The following is a 15347-nucleotide window of genomic DNA, read 5'->3' as shown; positions in this document are numbered from 1 at the left end:
ACTTACGCCTTGTGGTCGTCCACTTCGGAGAATTCGGCGTCGACCACATCCTCGCCACCGGCTTCGCTGCCCGCGGCAGCACCATCGGCAGCGGGCGAGGCTTCGGACGCCGCCTGCTTCTCGTAGATCGCCTGGCCGAGCTTCATCGCGACCTGGGCAAGCGCGCTGGCCTTTTCCTTCATCGCCTCGGGATCGCCGCCCTCGACCGCGGTCTTGGCCTCGGCGATCGCCGCCTCGATCTCGGACTTCAGGGCCTCGTCGACCTTGTCGCCATTATCGGCCAGCTGACGCTCGGTGGTGTGGATCAGGCTCTCGGCATTGTTCTTCGCCTCGGCGCCTTCACGCCTTTTCTTGTCCTCGTCGGCGAAGCGCTCGGCGTCCTTGACCATCTGGTCGATGTCGGCGTCCGACAGGCCGCCCGAGGCCTGGATGCGGATCTGCTGCTCCTTGCCGGTGCCCTTGTCCTTGGCACTGACGTTGACCAGGCCGTTGGCGTCGATGTCGAACGTGACCTCGATCTGCGGCACGCCGCGCGGCGCCGGCGGAATGCCGACCAGGTCGAACTGGCCCAGCAGCTTGTTGTCCGCCGCCATTTCGCGCTCGCCCTGGAACACGCGGATCGTCACCGCCTGCTGATTGTCGTCGGCAGTCGAATAGGTCTGCGCCTTCTTGGTCGGGATCGTCGTGTTGCGGTCGATCATCCGGGTGAACACGCCACCCAAAGTCTCGATGCCAAGCGACAGCGGAGTCACGTCGAGCAGCAGCACGTCCTTGACGTCGCCCTGCAGCACGCCGGCCTGGATCGCAGCGCCCATCGCGACGACCTCATCCGGGTTGACGCCGGTGTGCGGCTCCTTGCCGAAAAAGTCCTTCACGACCTCACGGACGCGCGGCATGCGGGTCATGCCGCCGACCAGCACGACTTCGCTGATGTCCGACGCCTTGACGCCGGCATCGGCCAGCGCCTTCTTGCACGGATCGAGCGTGCGCTTGATCAAATCCTCGACCAGCTTTTCGAGGTCGGCGCGGGTGATCGTCTCCACCAGATGCAGCGGGGTCGACGAACCGCCTTCCATGCGCGCGGTGATGAAGGGCAGGTTGACCTCGGTCGTCGCGGCCGACGACAGTTCGATCTTCGCCTTCTCGGCGGCTTCCTTCAGCCGCTGCAGCGCGAGCTTGTCGGTGCGGAGGTCGAGACCTTCCTTCTTCTTGAACTGGTTGGCCAGGAATTCGACCAGCTTGTTGTCGAAATCCTCACCGCCCAGGAAAGTGTCGCCATTGGTCGCCTTCACTTCGAACACGCCGTCGCCGATCTCGAGGACCGAAATGTCGAACGTGCCGCCGCCAAGGTCATAGACCGCGATCGTCTTGCCGTCCTGCTTCTCCAGGCCATAGGCCAGGGCCGCCGCGGTCGGCTCGTTGATGATACGCAGCACTTCGAGACCCGCAATCTGGCCGGCGTCCTTGGTCGCCTGGCGCTGCGCGTCGTTGAAATAGGCCGGCACAGTGATGACCGCCTGGGTCACCGTCTCACCGAGATACGATTCGGCGGTTTCCTTCATCTTCTGCAGGATGAAGGCCGAAATCTGCGAGGGGCTGTAATCCTGACCGCCGGCCTGGACCCAGGCGTCGCCATTGGCGCCCTTGACGATATGATACGGGACCAGTTCGGTGTCCTTCTTGGTCACCGGGTCGTCGAAGCGGCGGCCGATCAGGCGCTTCACCGCGAATACCGTATTGTCGGGATTGGTCACCGCCTGGCGCTTGGCCGGCTGGCCGATCAGGCGCTCGCCATCCTTGGCGAAGGCGACGATGGAGGGCGTGGTACGCGCGCCTTCCGCATTTTCGATCACCTTGGGCTTGCCGCCTTCCATTACGGCAACGCAGCTGTTGGTCGTACCCAGGTCGATACCGATTACTTTTGCCATTGGTCCTCTGTGGCCCCTCAATCAAAATAAAACCCAGCCCGCGCCCCTCACGAGAGGCGACGCAAGCACCAAATACCCCGGCGATATAGGGGGGGATTCGCTTGCCGCAAGATTGCGTCGTGCCTAGGGATTTCAAGTGTTCCCAAAGTGGGAAGGAGAAGGAATGAAGTCCGCGCTGCTGCTGGTTCCCGCGATCGTCGCCTTGTCGGCCTGCCAACAGCCCAAGGAGGTGTCCGTCGGCAAGGCCTGGATCCGGCTCGCCGCGGTGCCATCGAACCCGTCCGCGGCCTATTTCACGCTGAAAGGCGGTCCCAAGGACGCAACGCTGACCGGCGTCTCGACGACCGCCGCAATGCGCAGCGAGATGCACGAGAGCATGAACGCCGGGGGCATGATGTCGATGGCCCCGCTCAAGCTCGTCGCGCTGCGCGCCGCCGGCGAGGTCAAGTTCGCACCCGGCGGCAAGCACGTCATGCTCTATGGTCTCAAGGCGACCGCCGGCGGAACCGTGCCGCTGACCTTCACTTTCGCCGACGGCCATAGCCTGACCGCATCGGCAAAGGTGGTTGGCGCGGGCGACCCAGCTCCGGAATGAGAAGGGTGCAGACCCATTACTAATGAGGATCGAGACAGCCATGTCCGGGATGCTGTGGGAGGAGGAGCGCAAAGAACGGGGGTTTTCCCCCGTTCGAGCGCTCCGACGCGCCACAGCGCCCGGACATGGCTGCCGCGAAGCGGTGGGACGAAAAAGCCCGCTGGAGCGGTCGGACGCTTGCCAGATAGACACCGCTATCTGGCTGCGCGCCCTCTCTCCCAGCGGGCTTTTTCGTCTCCATCTCGACCTCATTAGTAATGGGTCTGCACCCTAACTTGGCGTGAGGCAGGAGGTCCGCCCGTTGACCGCCGGCGAGATCGACCTCGCGCGGTCGGTGTTCGGCGATGCGATCGATGTCGCATCCGTGCGCGTGGTGCTCGGCAAATGGGCGTTCTTCCAGCCCAGGAGCGTGGTGATGAGCCCACGCGGCCGGATCCATTTCCATCCGCGCGGCACGGCCTATCGCGACGATTTCAGCCACGCCGAATTGGGCGAACAAGGGCTGTTCGTGCACGAGATGGTGCATATCTGGCAGCACCAGTCGGGCATCTTCCTGCCGCTGCGGCGCGTCCCCTGGGCAAGGTACGACTACGCCGTGAAGCCCGGCTGGGACTTGCGCAGATATGGTCTGGAGCAGCAGGCTGAGATCGTGCGGCATGCCTTCCTGCTGGGTCACAACGCTCTGATCCCGGGCGCGCCGCCGTTGCAGCAGTTGAAGACGATCCTGCCGTTTCGGGCGGTGCATGAGGATGCGCACCAATAACCCTCTGCCATTGGGGAGAGGGGAAGACGGGCTGGCCTATCCCTCCCACTGCGCTAAACTCTCCCAACCCAGGGGAGATGCCAATGTCACAGACGCTCGACCGTTTCCGTTCTTCGACCTGGGGCTGGCTGCGCGGCACGCTGGCCGGGTGGGGAACGCTGTTGCTGGTGCCGATTGGCGTGGTGGGCACTCTGGTGACGGGCGCGCCATTTCCGCTCGGCTTCGTCGCGCTCGCGGCGCTGATCGCAGCGGTGAAATGGTTCCAGAATCTCGCCACCACGTACGAAGTGACCGAAGACCGGCTGATCCTGCACCGCGGCATCCTCCGAAAATCGATCGACGAGATCGAGCTCTATCGGATCAAGGATATCCGGATCGACTTTTCGCTGATCAACCAATGGGCGGGAATCGGCACCATCACCCTGTTGTCGAGCGACGAGACCACCGCCGGCCGCCCGTTCGTGATCCGCTATGTCGAGCAAGCACAAGCGCGGCGCGAGAAATTGCGCGACCTGGTCAACGCCGCCAGGCGCGCGCGCGGCGTGCGCGAGTTCGACATGGTGCAGGAAGCCACCATGCCCTGAGGGGCATTTGCAGTCAGGCAACCCGGGGCGGACAGCGCGCGTTCAGTCGGTCGCGCGTAAACGCCGCATGACGATGACCGCAACGATTACTCCGGAACGCCTCAAGGGCCTGATCGGCGCCGCTCTGGTGCAGGCGGCGATCCTGTATCTGTTGGTTGCGGGGCTGGTCGTGAACCTGCCGACGATCGGGGCGGTCGAAAACGACTTGCTTGCCTTCGTGCCGCCACCGCCCCCACCCGAAATCAAGGTCGAAACCCAGCCCAAGCCGAGCCACAAGACCGAAGGCAAGGCCGCGCCGCCCAATATCAAGTCGAAGGCGACCGAAGTCACCGCGCCGCCGGTGCCGACACCGCCTGTCCCTCCCCCGCCACTGCCCGCCGCGACCAAGCCGTTCCAGGGCAACCAGTCGACCCAGGGCGCCGCGCCTGTCGCGGGACCGGGCACCGGCGCGGGCGGGATCGGAAACGGCACGGGGAGCGGCGGCGCCGGCGACGGCGACGGGAGTGGCGATGGTGACGGCCGCGAGATCGCGCCGCGCTACAAAAGCGGTCGGCTCAAATCGTCGGATATCCCCGAATCGGCCTGGGAAGCGGGTATCGAGGGCAGGGTTTCGGTGCGTTATTTCGTCAATGTCGACGGCAGCGTCAGCGACTGCCGGGTGACGCGGTCGAGTGGCTATGCGCTGCTCGACACCACCACCTGCCGGCTGATCGAGCAACGCTTCCGCTACCGGCCCTCGCTCGACGAGAACGGGACGCCGATCCGCTCGATCATCGTCGAGAACCACACCTGGGTGAACCCGCTCAAGGACGATCCTGAGGATCGGGACCGCAGCCGGGACAGGGATTAGCGCGATTTCAACCAGCGCTGCTTAAAGGCCGTGCCATGATTCACGACGCGCATGCCTTTCGCGGCGAATATATCGATGTCTGTGCCCAGATCGAACGCTGGGCAGTGGAAGTAATCCGCAACGCGGAGACAAGCGCCAGTGCGCCGCGCAAGATGCCACATCTGCTCGGTCAGAAACTGAAACTGGTCGCCGAACTCGCCTCGGACGACACGATATTCGCCAAGCCGACGCGGGTCCGTGAACTGCTGGCCAGATTGCAGGCTTATATCGACCTGAGGTCGCACCTTGCCCATGCCACTATGACGGTCACGGGAGAGGGCACTGCCGAGATCTATGCATTCGACCTGCCTGGGGCGGATGGGCCGCCATCGTGCGACGGACGCTTCTGGCTGACTCCTGACGACGGGCGAAGCCTGCTCAGCCGACTCAAGAAGAACCGCAAAGAACTATCAGACCAAAAGCTTCGGTCGGGTAGCTAGAGCGCCGCGAGATCAATCGCCCCGTTCTTGTCGAGCGCCTCCGCCGCATCGGGCATCGGATATTTGAGGCCGGTCGCGCAATTGAACAGCACCACCTCGTCCTCTTCATCGACTAGGCCGTCGGCCAGCGCCTGACGATATGCAGCAAGCGTCGCGCCGCCTTCGGGGCAAAGCAGCAGGCCGTCCTTCTTCGCGCAATCGTCCGCCGCGCGCAGGATCGCGGGGTCGCCGACCGCGACGGCCTTGCCACCGCTCTGGCGCACGGCGCGCAGGATCAGGAAATCGCCGATCGCCTTGGGGACGCGGATACCGGCGGCGATGGTGTGCGCATCCTCCCAGCGTTCGGCATGCACTTCGCCCGCTTCGAACGCGCGCACGATCGGAGCGCAGCCCGAGGCCTGGACCGCGAACATCTTGGGCCGCTCCGGGCCGATCCAGCCGAGTTGTTCGAGTTCGTCGAACGCTTTCCACATACCGATCAGGCCGGTGCCGCCGCCGGTCGGATAGAAGATCGCCTTGGGCAGGCGCCAGCCCAATTGGGCGGCGAGTTCGAGGCCCATCGTCTTCTTGCCCTCGATCCGATACGGCTCCTTGAGCGTCGAGAAATCGAACCAGAGGCCCTCGGCAGCGCCCTTGCCGACGATCGCGCCGCATTCGTCGATCAGCCCGTTGACGCGATAGACGCGCGCACCCTGCGCCGCGATCTCGCGCACGTTGATCTCAGGCGTGTCGTCGGGGCACAGCACGATCGTCTCGATGCCGACGCGACTGGCATAGGCCGCCAGCGCGGCGCCGGCATTGCCGTTGGTCGGCATCGCGATCCTGGTGACGCCCAATTCCTTGGCCATCGCCACCGCCATCACCAGCCCGCGCGCCTTGAACGATCCGGTCGGCAACCGGCCTTCGTCCTTGACCAGCACGTTAGGGCCGCCCGATTTGGCGATTGACACCAAAGGTGTCTCGATCTCGCCCAGGCTGACGATGTTTTCGGTGTGGCGAACGGGCAGCAATTCGCGCCAGCGCCAGAGATCGGTCGGCCGCGCCTCGATCATCGCGCGCGGCACGAACCCCCGCACTGCGCCGAGATCGTAGCGCACCAGTAGCGGCCGCCCGGCGCGCGACAGGCCGTGCAACTGGTCCGCCTCATAGTGCTCGCCGGTCAGCGAACATTCGAGATGGGTGACGAAGGTCGGACGCTCGGCGGTGAGGTTTGGGTTCATTCTCATGCCATATCAACCCGATGCCTCTTGCGGGAGGGGTTGAAGCGGGAGCGGCGGAAATTCCTGTAAATTCCTCCCCGGCACGGGGAGGGGGACCAAGACGCGAAGCGGCTTGGTGGAGGGGGCGGGCCCCAAGCGACGTAGGCGTGGAGGGCCCCCTCCACCACTCGCTACGCGAGCGGTCCCCCTCCCCGTACCGGGGAGGATTTTTAATCCGGTTTCTTCGCGACACCCACCAGCGACGGGCGCAACAAGCGGTCGCGGAGCATGTATCCCGCCTGCATTTCCTGGACGATCGTGCCGGGCGCCTGGTCCGACGGGATTTCGAGCATCGCCTGATGCTGGTTGGGATCGAGCGGCAGGCCCATCGCGGCGATCTTGGTGACGCCGTTGCGCTGGAATACCGCGTCGAGCTCGCGCTGGGTCGCTTCGAGCCCGGCGATCAGGCCTTTCAGCCGGTCGTCGTCGCGCAGGTCCACTGGGATCGCCGACAGGCCGCGGGCCAGATTGTCGGCGACCGACAAGATCTCGCGCGCGAAGCTAGTCACGGCATAAGCGCGCGTGTCGGCGGCCTCCTTTTCGGCACGGCGGCGGACGTTCTGCGCCTCGGCGTGCGCGTACATCACTGCGGCCTTGGCCTCGGCGAGTTCGGCTTCCAATTGGGCGACACGGTCATGCTCGGCCAGTTCGGGTGCGGCCTGTGCGGTTTCGGCGCGAAGGTCCTCGCCATTGGCGGTCGCGGTGTCGATCTTGTCGTCTTCGGTCATCATTCTCTTCGTCTTGTCCCGGAAATATAGCTGCCTCTCAACCGATCAAACGGGAGAGGGTTGCGGCGGTGAAATCCACCATGGGCACGACTCGCGCATAGTTCAACCGGGTCGGCCCGATAACACCCACCACGCCGACCACGCGTCCGTCGATCCCGCGGAACGGTCGGGCGATCACCGACGAGCCCGACAGCGCGAACAATTTGTTCTCCGCGCCGATGAAGATGCGGGTCGATTCGGCAGTGCGCGCGCTGTCGAGCAGCCCGGCGATTTCCTGCTTGCCCTCGAGATCGTCGAGCAGGTCGCGGATGCGCTCAAGGTCCTCAGCCGCGGCGGCGTCGATCAGCCGCCCCTGCCCACGCACGATCAGCACCGGCCGGCGATCCGAATCCTCGCTCCACACCGCGATGCCCTGTTCGATCAAGGTCGCCGCAGCCTTGTCGAGCGCGGCGCGGTCGGCGGCGAGCTGGCGGTCGAGCCGGACGCGCGCCTCGGCCAGGGTCAACCCGGCCAGCGTCGCCGACATGTAATTGCCCGCCTCGACCAAGGCCGCCTGGCTGGTTCCCGGCGCGAGATCGACGACGCGATTCTCGACCTGGCCGTCGTCCCCGACGATCACCGCGAGAGCGCGGCCCGGCGACAAAGGCACGAAGCTGATCTGGCGCAGCACCAATTCGCTCCGGGGGACCAGCACCAGGCCCGCGCAGGCCGACAGGCCGGAGAGCGCCGCCGTGGTCGCGGCCAGCGCCTCTTCGACCGGGCCCGAGCGCACTGCCCTGCCCTCGATCGCCGCGCGTTCCTCCAGGCTCGGCTCGGCGACGCGCATCATCCCGTCGACGAACAGGCGTAGCCCGGTATCGGTCGGCATCCGCCCGGCGCTGGTATGTGGATGGCTGAGCAGCCCGAGCGCTTCGAGCTCCGCCATGACGTTGCGGATCGACGCGGGCGACAGACTGAACGCCCCGGCATCGGCAAGTGTGCGCGACCCCACCGGCTGGCCGGTATCGAGATAGCCTTCCACCACCGCGCGAAAAATGTCGCGCGCGCGATCGGACAATTCGGTGACGGCGGGAGCGGTCATCCTGCTGATCTAGGCGGCGCAGCCCCGCTGCTCAATCCCACCACTCGCCGCAAACGCTCCGCATCGAGGTGATTGCCGCCCGTGGCTTGAGGCCCTAGGGCCGTCGCGACCTTTATCAGGAGACTTTCATGCGCCCCAGCGGCCGCGCCCCCGATCAAATGCGTGCGATCACCATCGAACCCCATTTCACCAAACATGCCGAGGGATCGGTACTGGTCGGGTTCGGCGACACCAAGGTGCTGGTCACCGCCTCGGTCGAGGACCGCCTGCCACCCTGGCTGCGCGGCAAGGGATCGGGTTGGGTCACTGCCGAATATGGCATGCTGCCGCGCGCGACGCACACGCGAGGCGCACGCGAGGCGGCGCGTGGCAAGCAATCGGGGAGGACACAGGAGATCCAGCGGCTGATCGGGCGCAGCTTGCGCGCGGTGACCGACCTGTCGCTGCTCGGCGAGCACCAGATCACGCTCGATTGCGACGTCATCCAGGCCGATGGCGGCACGCGCACCGCTTCCATCTCGGGCGCCTGGGTCGCGCTCAGGCTGGCGATCAACGGACTGATGCGCGACGGCAAGCTGACCAGCGATCCGCTGACCCAGAAAGTCGCCGCGGTCAGCTGCGGCATCTTCCAGGGCACGCCGGTGCTCGACCTCGATTATGACGAGGATTCGAATGCCGATGCCGACGCCAATTTCGTCCTGCTCGAAAATGGCCATATAGCCGAGGCGCAAGCGACCGCCGAACATGCAACGTATGACGAGGAAGCGTTGTTGAGGTTGCTTCGGCTCGCGCGGATCGGCTGTAACGAGATTTTCGCGGCACAGGCAAAGGCGGTTGGATCGGCATGAGCGGACCGGACGAGGGAATTGGCGGCGACGCGCCCCAGGCGATCCGCAAGCTGGCGCCAGGTAAATTGGTCATCGCCAGCCACAATGAAGGCAAGGTGCGCGAGATCGAAGCGCTGCTCGGGCCCTACGGAATCCGGCCCGTCTCGGCGAAGTCGCTCGACCTGCCCGAGCCCGAGGAAACCGGCACGACCTTCGTCGCCAATGCCGAATTGAAGGCGCTGCAGGCGGCCGATCTGTCGGGCTTGCCGGCACTGGCCGACGATAGCGGGCTGTGCGTCGAGGCGCTGAACGGCGATCCGGGCATCTTCTCGGCACGCTGGGCGGGGCCGGGCAAGGATTTCGGCGTGGCGATGAAGCTGGTCGAGGACAGGCTCGCCGCGGCCGGACCCGATGCGGTTCGCGACGCCCATTTCGTCTGCGCGCTGGCGCTGGCCTGGCCCGACGGCCATGTCGAATGGTTCGAAGGGCGGGTCGACGGCCTGCTGGTCTGGCCGCCGCGCGGCGAGCATGGCTTCGGCTACGATCCGATGTTCGTGCCTAACGGCCATGACCGTACGTTCGGCGAGATGACGCACGAGGAGAAGACCCCGCTGACGCACCGCGCCGCGGCGTTCAGGCAGTTAGTCGACGCGGTTCTCTAAGCCGGGGTCAGCGCGGGCTCTCGCCATAGAAATTGCCCGGCTCGGAATAGCGGCAGACGAGATAATCGTCCTCGCCATTGTTCGCCAGCGCGCAGCCGACGCGGCGGGTCGAGCTCCAGATGATCTGGGTGTAATGGCCAACATCGTCCCAATTCCCGGTGGTCGAGAGATTGGGCATCACGCCGTCGCGATAGAATTTCTTCTCATCGACCCACATGCCGACCATCTGCTGATAGCTGTACGCGTCCTGGGTGCCCATGAAGAGGTTCTCGCCCTCTCCATCGGGATCGCTGCCGCGATCATTGTCAGAATGATAGAAGCTGCTGGTGCCGGCGAGATGGTCGGCCCATTGCTTCGCATCGATGGCGAGATTGTCGTCCCAGCTGATCTCGGGCACACCCGCGGCGCGCCGCGCCTCGTTCTGACTGTCGAGCATCGCGCGGATGAAGGCGACGCCACCCGGACGCGGCATCGGCGCGTTCGCGGTCAGCGGCAGCAGCGCGATCGCGGCGAGGAAACGAAAGCGGATCATTGCCGCACGTAATGCGCGCGGCGCGTTAATTAAGGCTCGGCACGAAGGCTAAAAGCGCCCTCAACCCTATCACGTTGCCCGGCGGCGCGTAGCGGCAGACGAGGTAATCGTCGCGATCGTTGCTCGCGACCGCGCAGCCGACCCGCGTCGTCGTGCGCCAGATGATCTGGGTGTAATGCGCCACCGCCTCGCCGTTGCCGGTGGTGCTGAAATCGGGCGCGGGGGCGTTCACGAACCACTTCCGCTCGTCGATCCAGTACTGGATCATCTCGGCAAAGGAATAAGCGTCGCGCGTGCCGGTGAAGAGGTTCTCGCCCTCGCGCCCCGGCCCCATCGGCTGCGGCGCGTGCTGAAAGCGGCGGGTACGGGCGAGTTCGCGGGCATAATCGAGCGCGTGCGCGGCGAGGCCATCGTCCCAGGCGAGCGGCGGGGCGCCAACCGCGCGGCGCGCGTCGTTGTGCCTGGCGAGCATGATCTGGCGAAGCAAGGCGCCGCCGCGCTGCGCGGGCGCGGCACCGTTGCGCGGCTCGACCACGCGCTCCGGGCCGCTTTGCGCCCCGCACGCGGTCAGCGCCATCGCCAGTAGCGCGATCCCTGCTTTCCTGATCATGCGCGCGTCTCCATATGCTCGGGTCTGATGTCCGAGCCCCTCGCCTTATACGTCCATTGGCCGTTCTGCGTGTCGAAATGTCCCTATTGCGACTTCAACAGCCATGTCCGCGAGAGCGTCGACCAGGAGAGGTGGCGCGACGCGCTGCTCGCCGACCTGGCGCACGAGGCGTCGGTGTTGCCCGGGCGGCGGCTGGGATCAATCTTCTTTGGCGGCGGCACGCCGTCGCTGATGCCGCCGGCGACGGTGACGGCAGTGCTCGATGCCGCCGAACGCGCCTGGGGATTCGCGCCGGGGATCGAAATCACACTGGAGGCCAACCCATCGTCCGTCGAGGCGGCACGGTTCGCCGATCTTGCCGCGGCTGGCGTCAACCGGGTGAGCCTGGGGCTGCAGGCGCTCGACAATAAGACCTTGGCCTTTCTGGGCCGCGCCCATGACGTGACAGAAGGGCTGGCCGCGCTCGACACCGCACAGCGCGTGTTCGACCGGGTCAGCTTCGACCTGATCTATGCGCGGCCCGACCAGGGATTGGCCGACTGGCACGCCGAACTCGCGCGCGCGCTGTCGTTCGGCACCGAGCATCTGTCGCTCTATCAGCTGACGATCGAGCCGGGCACGCGGTTCCAGACCGAGGCGCTGGCCGGGCGGCTGGTGCTGCCGGACGATGACCGCGCCGCCGATCTGTTCGAACTCACCCGCGCCTTGACCGCGAGCGCTGGAATGCCCGCGTACGAGATTTCCAACCATGCGCGGGCAGGCGCGGAAAGCCGCCACAACCTGACCTATTGGCGCTACCAGGATTATGCCGGGATCGGACCGGGCGCGCATGGCCGGCGCACCGGCGTCGCGACGCAGCGGCGGCGCAAACCGGAGAATTGGATCGAGGCGGTCGCGCGCAATGGCCACGGCATCGAGCAGGAAGAACCACTCACACCGCGAGAACGTGCGGTCGAAGCGACGCTGATGGGCCTGCGGCTGGCCGAAGGGATCGACCTGGATCGGATCGCGACGCTGGGCGAGCGGCCGATCGACGAACTGGCAGACCGTCAGGCGATCGAGCGGCTGGCCGCACAGGGGTTGCTCGAGCAGGACGGCACAGGCCTACGCGCCACCGACGCGGGCATGCCGGTGCTCAATGCGATCCTGGGTGAGATCGTTCGGGCACCGGAAGAGACCTAGGCAGGTCGTCCACTTACTCGTCATCCCCGCGAACGCGGGGACCCATCTCCGGCACGTGAAGCATAAACAAACGGCGAATTCGCGGAGCTGACAGGAGCTGGGTCCCCGCGTTCGCGGGGATGACGGTTTGTCTCCGACATACCGTCGTACACTTAATACACTTCAGGCGTGGCCCGCGACGAAAGCCGCGAGTTGACCGATCGCCGTTCCCCAGCCTTCCTCGAATCCCATCTCCTCATGCTTGCGCGCATCGGCCGCAGTCTTGTGCAGCACGCGGGAAGCGTAGCGGGTGCCGTCGCCTTCCGCTTCGAAGGTGATGATCGCGGTCAGCGCGAGCCACGGCTCGACCGGATGCCAGCCTTCCCTGAGCACGGTGGTGAAGACCAGGCGCGATTCGGAAACGACCTCGAGGAAACAAGCCTCGACGTGCGGCTGGAAGTCGCCATCGCCTTCGCGCATCAAGGTCTCGAACCCGCCGCCGGGGCGCAAGTCTAGCTTGACCACCTGGCATTCGATCGGCGCCGGTATCCACCATTTCGCCAGATGATCGGGCGTGCTCCACGCTTTCCACACCCGGGCGGGCGGTGCCGCGATGAAGCGATCGATCGTGAGTTCGGACGAGTCGATGGGCATGGTCATTGCTCCTCGGGCAGTTGGGTTTCGACAAAGTCGGCGAGACGATCGGCTCTGGATCGCCAGATCTCGCGTTGCTCGGAAAGCCAGGATTCAGCGGCGGCGAGCCGCTCGGCATTGATCCGGCAGGTGCGGACGCGGCCGATCTTCTCGGAGCGGATCAGCCCGTCTTTTTCCAGCACGCGCAGGTGCTTCATGAACGACGGCAGCGCCATGGCGAAGGGCGAAGCCAACTCCGTCACCGCCGCCGGCCCCCTGACGAGCCGGCCGACGACCGCCCTTCTGGTCGGATCGGCGAGCGCATGAAAAGCGGAGTCGAGCGCGAGTTGATGGTTATCCATATGGATAACCATGGGCAAAACTTAGCCGTTTGGCAAACTAAAAATCCTCCCCCACTTGTGGGAGGGGGACCGCGCGATAGCGCGGTGGAGGGAGTGGTGGGCCGCGAGCGATGACATATGTGGCCCACCCCCTCCACCGCCGCTGCGCGTCGGTCCCCCTCCCCGTAAACGGGGAGGATTTTCTAGCTGTTAGAACCCCGCCGGCGCGGGCGAGATCGTCACCGTCGTGCCACCACGAATTTCCTGCACCTCCAACGCACGTTCGGCGATGCCGTCGCGGCTGAACCGGAACGCGCCGTCAATGCCCGAAAAGCCGTCCTTGTCGCGCAAGCGGTCCTCCGGGAACGACGCGCCGATCCGCCAGTCACGCGCGATGCGGATGGTCAGCAATACCGCGTCATAGCCCATGCTCGACAGGCGATAGGGAGCGGCGCCGAACCGTGCGCGGTATTTGACCGCATATTGGCGGTAGAGAGTGTCGGGCACGCTGGCGAACCACGCGCCGTTGAGCGCAGGCTTGGCGGCGATCGATGCCTCGGTGTTCCAGCGTTCGGTGCCAAGCACGCGCGCGCCGGCCTCGCCGTTACGGCGCAGCAGCGGAACGATCCCCGCCGCCGTCGCACCGTCATCGACGACCAGGACCGCGCCGACCGAACCGGCCTTGCCGAGGCGCAACGTCGCGCCGGTGATCGACGGATTGGTATGATCGTAATTCTGCAGCGAGATCACCTGGCCCTTGGCGGATTCGACCGCGCGCAGAAACGCGGTCGAGGCGCGCTGGCCATAGACGCCGTTGGCGACCAGGCCGCCATAAGTGGTGATCCCCTGATCGCGGGCATAATCGACGACTCGCTCGATCGACTGGCCCGGCGAATAGCCCATCAGATACGCGCCCGATCCGGCCAGACTCGAATCGTTCGAGAAACTGATCACCGGAACCCCGGCGCGCTTGGCGATCGGACCGACCGCGCGAACGTCTTCGGCGAGCAAGGGCCCGAGAATCACCCGCGCGCCGTCATCGATCGCGCGCTGCGCCGCCGCGGCCGCGCCGGTCGCGGTGTCGTAGGTGGTGATGCGCAGCGAGCTGTTGTTGGTATCGAGCAAAGCGAGCTGGGTCGCGTTGGCGATGCTCTTGCCGACGCCGGCATTGTTGCCGGTCAGCGGGACCAGCAAGGCCACCATGTGATGCTCGTTATCGGTCGGCAGGCCGGGCATCACCGGCGGGGCGACCGGCGGGGCGACGACCGCAGGACCGCGCTCTACCGGCGGTCCGGAGCGCGGCACGACGGTCGAACAGGCGCTGAGCACCAGCAGTCCGAACAGGAAAACCGCCCGCTTTAATTGCGTCAGTCGTTGCGGTGCGGTTGCTGCCTCTGCCATGACGGTCCCCTGATGTCTGATGTTCTTATGCCCGGTCTCTATATCGTCGCCACCCCGATCGGCAATCTCGGTGACCTGTCGCCGCGCGCGGCGCACGTACTGTCGAATGCCGCCTTGGTCGCGGTCGAGGATACGCGCGTGACGGCGGGACTGTTCCGCCACATCGGCATAAAACGGCCGATGATCGCCTATCACGACCATAATGCCGACCGCGTTCGCCCCGGACTGATCGAGCGGATGGGGCGTGAGGCGGTAGCGTTGGTCAGCGACGCGGGGACCCCGCTGATCTCCGATCCCGGCTACAAATTGGTCCGCGATGCGCGCGCGGCCGGGCATGCGGTGGTGACGATCCCCGGGCCGTGCGCGGCGATCGCGGCGCTGACCCTGGCCGGGCTGCCGACCGACCGGTTCCTGTTCATCGGCTTCCTGCCGGCCAAAGCAGGGGCCAAGGCGGAGGCGATCGTCGAAGTGGCGGCGATTCGCGCGACTTTGGTGCTGTACGAATCAGGCCCGCGGCTGGCGGCGACTTTGGCGCTGCTGGCGGAGAAGCTCGGCGACCGCGAAGCGGCGGTGACGCGCGAAATCACCAAGAAGTTCGAGGAAGCGGTGACGGGAACATTGTCGATGCTCGCCGCGCGTTATGCCGAAGCGGCGCCCAAGGGGGAGATCGTCGTGGTCGTGGCGCCGCCGGGCGAGGCGGCACCGGCGAGCGTGGAGGATGCGGATAGCGCGCTGGCCGAGGCGTTGACGCGGCTGCCCGCGAGCAAGGCGGCGGGGGAAGTGGCCAAGCGGCTGAACCTGGATCGCCGCGAACTCTACGCGCGGGCGATGGAGATGAAGAAGTGAGTGTGGAGCTCATCAATAGCCCCTCCCCTTCGGGGGAGGGGTCGGGGTGGGGGAGGCTTGGCTGAGC

The 15347-nt window shown here is 65.9% G+C and carries 18 protein-coding genes; 9 read left to right on the top strand and 9 right to left on the bottom strand.

Features of this window, described 5'->3' with window-relative positions; translation table 11 throughout:
* Positions 1–2: 2 nt before the first annotated feature.
* Positions 3–1928, bottom strand: coding sequence for a molecular chaperone DnaK (dnaK, locus tag AC1DSD_RS00845; RefSeq protein WP_478027727.1), 1926 nt, complete (start codon positions 1926–1928; stop codon positions 3–5).
* Between the two features lie 163 nt (positions 1929–2091).
* Here dnaK and AC1DSD_RS00840 point away from each other — a divergent pair, with 163 nt between their 5' ends.
* The 5 genes from AC1DSD_RS00840 (at position 2092) to AC1DSD_RS00820 (ending at position 5199) form a co-directional block, all read left to right on the top strand.
* Positions 2092–2523, top strand: coding sequence for a copper chaperone PCu(A)C (locus AC1DSD_RS00840; RefSeq protein WP_478027726.1), 432 nt, complete (start codon positions 2092–2094; stop codon positions 2521–2523).
* Positions 2524–2824: 301 nt separating this feature from the next.
* Complete coding sequence (locus tag AC1DSD_RS00835) at positions 2825–3286, top strand: vgr related protein (RefSeq protein WP_478027725.1); 462 nt, start codon at positions 2825–2827, stop codon at positions 3284–3286.
* 83 nt (positions 3287–3369) lie between these two features.
* A complete protein-coding gene (locus AC1DSD_RS00830) occupies positions 3370–3870 on the top strand; it encodes a PH domain-containing protein (protein WP_478027724.1) in 501 nt (166 codons plus the stop codon).
* Positions 3871–3937: 67 nt separating this feature from the next.
* Entirely contained in the window at positions 3938–4720 is a 783-nt protein-coding gene (locus AC1DSD_RS00825; protein ID WP_478027723.1) for an energy transducer TonB, read from the top strand.
* Between the two features lie 35 nt (positions 4721–4755).
* Positions 4756–5199, top strand: coding sequence for a hypothetical protein (locus AC1DSD_RS00820; RefSeq protein WP_478027722.1), 444 nt, complete (start codon positions 4756–4758; stop codon positions 5197–5199).
* On the opposite strand, the gene AC1DSD_RS00815 is transcribed toward AC1DSD_RS00820, so the two are convergent.
* The 3 genes from AC1DSD_RS00815 to hrcA all read right to left on the bottom strand — a co-directional run bounded on the left by AC1DSD_RS00815 (position 5196) and on the right by hrcA (position 8267).
* On the bottom strand, positions 5196–6419 hold the full coding sequence (locus AC1DSD_RS00815; protein WP_478027721.1) for a threonine synthase: 1224 nt from the start codon (positions 6417–6419) through the stop codon (positions 5196–5198). The genes AC1DSD_RS00820 and AC1DSD_RS00815 overlap by 4 nt on opposite strands.
* 209 nt (positions 6420–6628) lie before the next feature.
* Positions 6629–7186, bottom strand: a complete 558-nt coding sequence (locus AC1DSD_RS00810) for a nucleotide exchange factor GrpE (protein ID WP_478027720.1) — start codon at positions 7184–7186, stop codon at positions 6629–6631.
* A 37-nt stretch (positions 7187–7223) separates the two neighbouring features.
* Positions 7224–8267: a heat-inducible transcriptional repressor HrcA gene (gene hrcA / locus AC1DSD_RS00805; RefSeq protein WP_478027719.1), complete on the bottom strand. Its 1044-nt coding sequence runs from the start codon at positions 8265–8267 to the stop codon at positions 7224–7226.
* Between the two features lie 128 nt (positions 8268–8395).
* On the opposite strand from hrcA, the gene rph reads away from it, so the two are divergent.
* Positions 8396–9115, top strand: coding sequence for a ribonuclease PH (rph, locus tag AC1DSD_RS00800; RefSeq protein WP_478027718.1), 720 nt, complete (start codon positions 8396–8398; stop codon positions 9113–9115).
* Positions 9112–9756, top strand: a complete 645-nt coding sequence (rdgB, locus tag AC1DSD_RS00795; protein ID WP_478027717.1) for an RdgB/HAM1 family non-canonical purine NTP pyrophosphatase — start codon at positions 9112–9114, stop codon at positions 9754–9756. The genes rph and rdgB overlap by 4 nt, the downstream gene beginning before the upstream one ends.
* Before the next feature lie 7 nt (positions 9757–9763).
* Here rdgB and AC1DSD_RS00790 read toward each other — a convergent pair whose 3' ends face one another.
* Positions 9764–10288: a CAP domain-containing protein gene (locus tag AC1DSD_RS00790; protein WP_478027716.1), complete on the bottom strand. Its 525-nt coding sequence runs from the start codon at positions 10286–10288 to the stop codon at positions 9764–9766.
* A gap of 25 nt (positions 10289–10313) precedes the next feature.
* Positions 10314–10898, bottom strand: coding sequence for a CAP domain-containing protein (locus AC1DSD_RS00785; RefSeq protein WP_478027715.1), 585 nt, complete (start codon positions 10896–10898; stop codon positions 10314–10316).
* Between the two features lie 27 nt (positions 10899–10925).
* On the opposite strand from AC1DSD_RS00785, the gene hemW reads away from it, so the two are divergent.
* Entirely contained in the window at positions 10926–12080 is a 1155-nt protein-coding gene (hemW, locus tag AC1DSD_RS00780) for a radical SAM family heme chaperone HemW (RefSeq protein ID WP_478027714.1), read from the top strand.
* A 162-nt stretch (positions 12081–12242) separates the two neighbouring features.
* On the opposite strand, the gene AC1DSD_RS00775 is transcribed toward hemW, so the two are convergent.
* The 3 genes from AC1DSD_RS00775 to AC1DSD_RS00765 all read right to left on the bottom strand — a co-directional run bounded on the left by AC1DSD_RS00775 (position 12243) and on the right by AC1DSD_RS00765 (position 14434).
* A complete protein-coding gene (locus AC1DSD_RS00775) occupies positions 12243–12713 on the bottom strand; it encodes an SRPBCC family protein (RefSeq protein ID WP_478027713.1) in 471 nt (156 codons plus the stop codon).
* A 2-nt stretch (positions 12714–12715) separates the two neighbouring features.
* Positions 12716–13066 carry an ArsR/SmtB family transcription factor gene (locus AC1DSD_RS00770; RefSeq protein ID WP_478027712.1) on the bottom strand — a complete coding sequence of 117 codons (351 nt, stop codon included), beginning with the start codon at positions 13064–13066 and terminating at the stop codon, positions 12716–12718.
* Between the two features lie 177 nt (positions 13067–13243).
* Positions 13244–14434, bottom strand: a complete 1191-nt coding sequence (locus AC1DSD_RS00765; RefSeq protein ID WP_478027711.1) for a penicillin-binding protein activator — start codon at positions 14432–14434, stop codon at positions 13244–13246.
* A 12-nt stretch (positions 14435–14446) separates the two neighbouring features.
* Here AC1DSD_RS00765 and rsmI point away from each other — a divergent pair, with 12 nt between their 5' ends.
* Positions 14447–15280, top strand: coding sequence for a 16S rRNA (cytidine(1402)-2'-O)-methyltransferase (gene rsmI / locus AC1DSD_RS00760; protein ID WP_478027710.1), 834 nt, complete (start codon positions 14447–14449; stop codon positions 15278–15280).
* Positions 15281–15347 lie beyond the last annotated feature (67 nt).

It is taken from the genome of Sphingomonas sp. P4_D12 (assembly GCF_056401895.1).
Note: the sequence above shows the minus strand (reverse complement) of the source record. Positions and strands in the feature narration are given on the sequence as shown.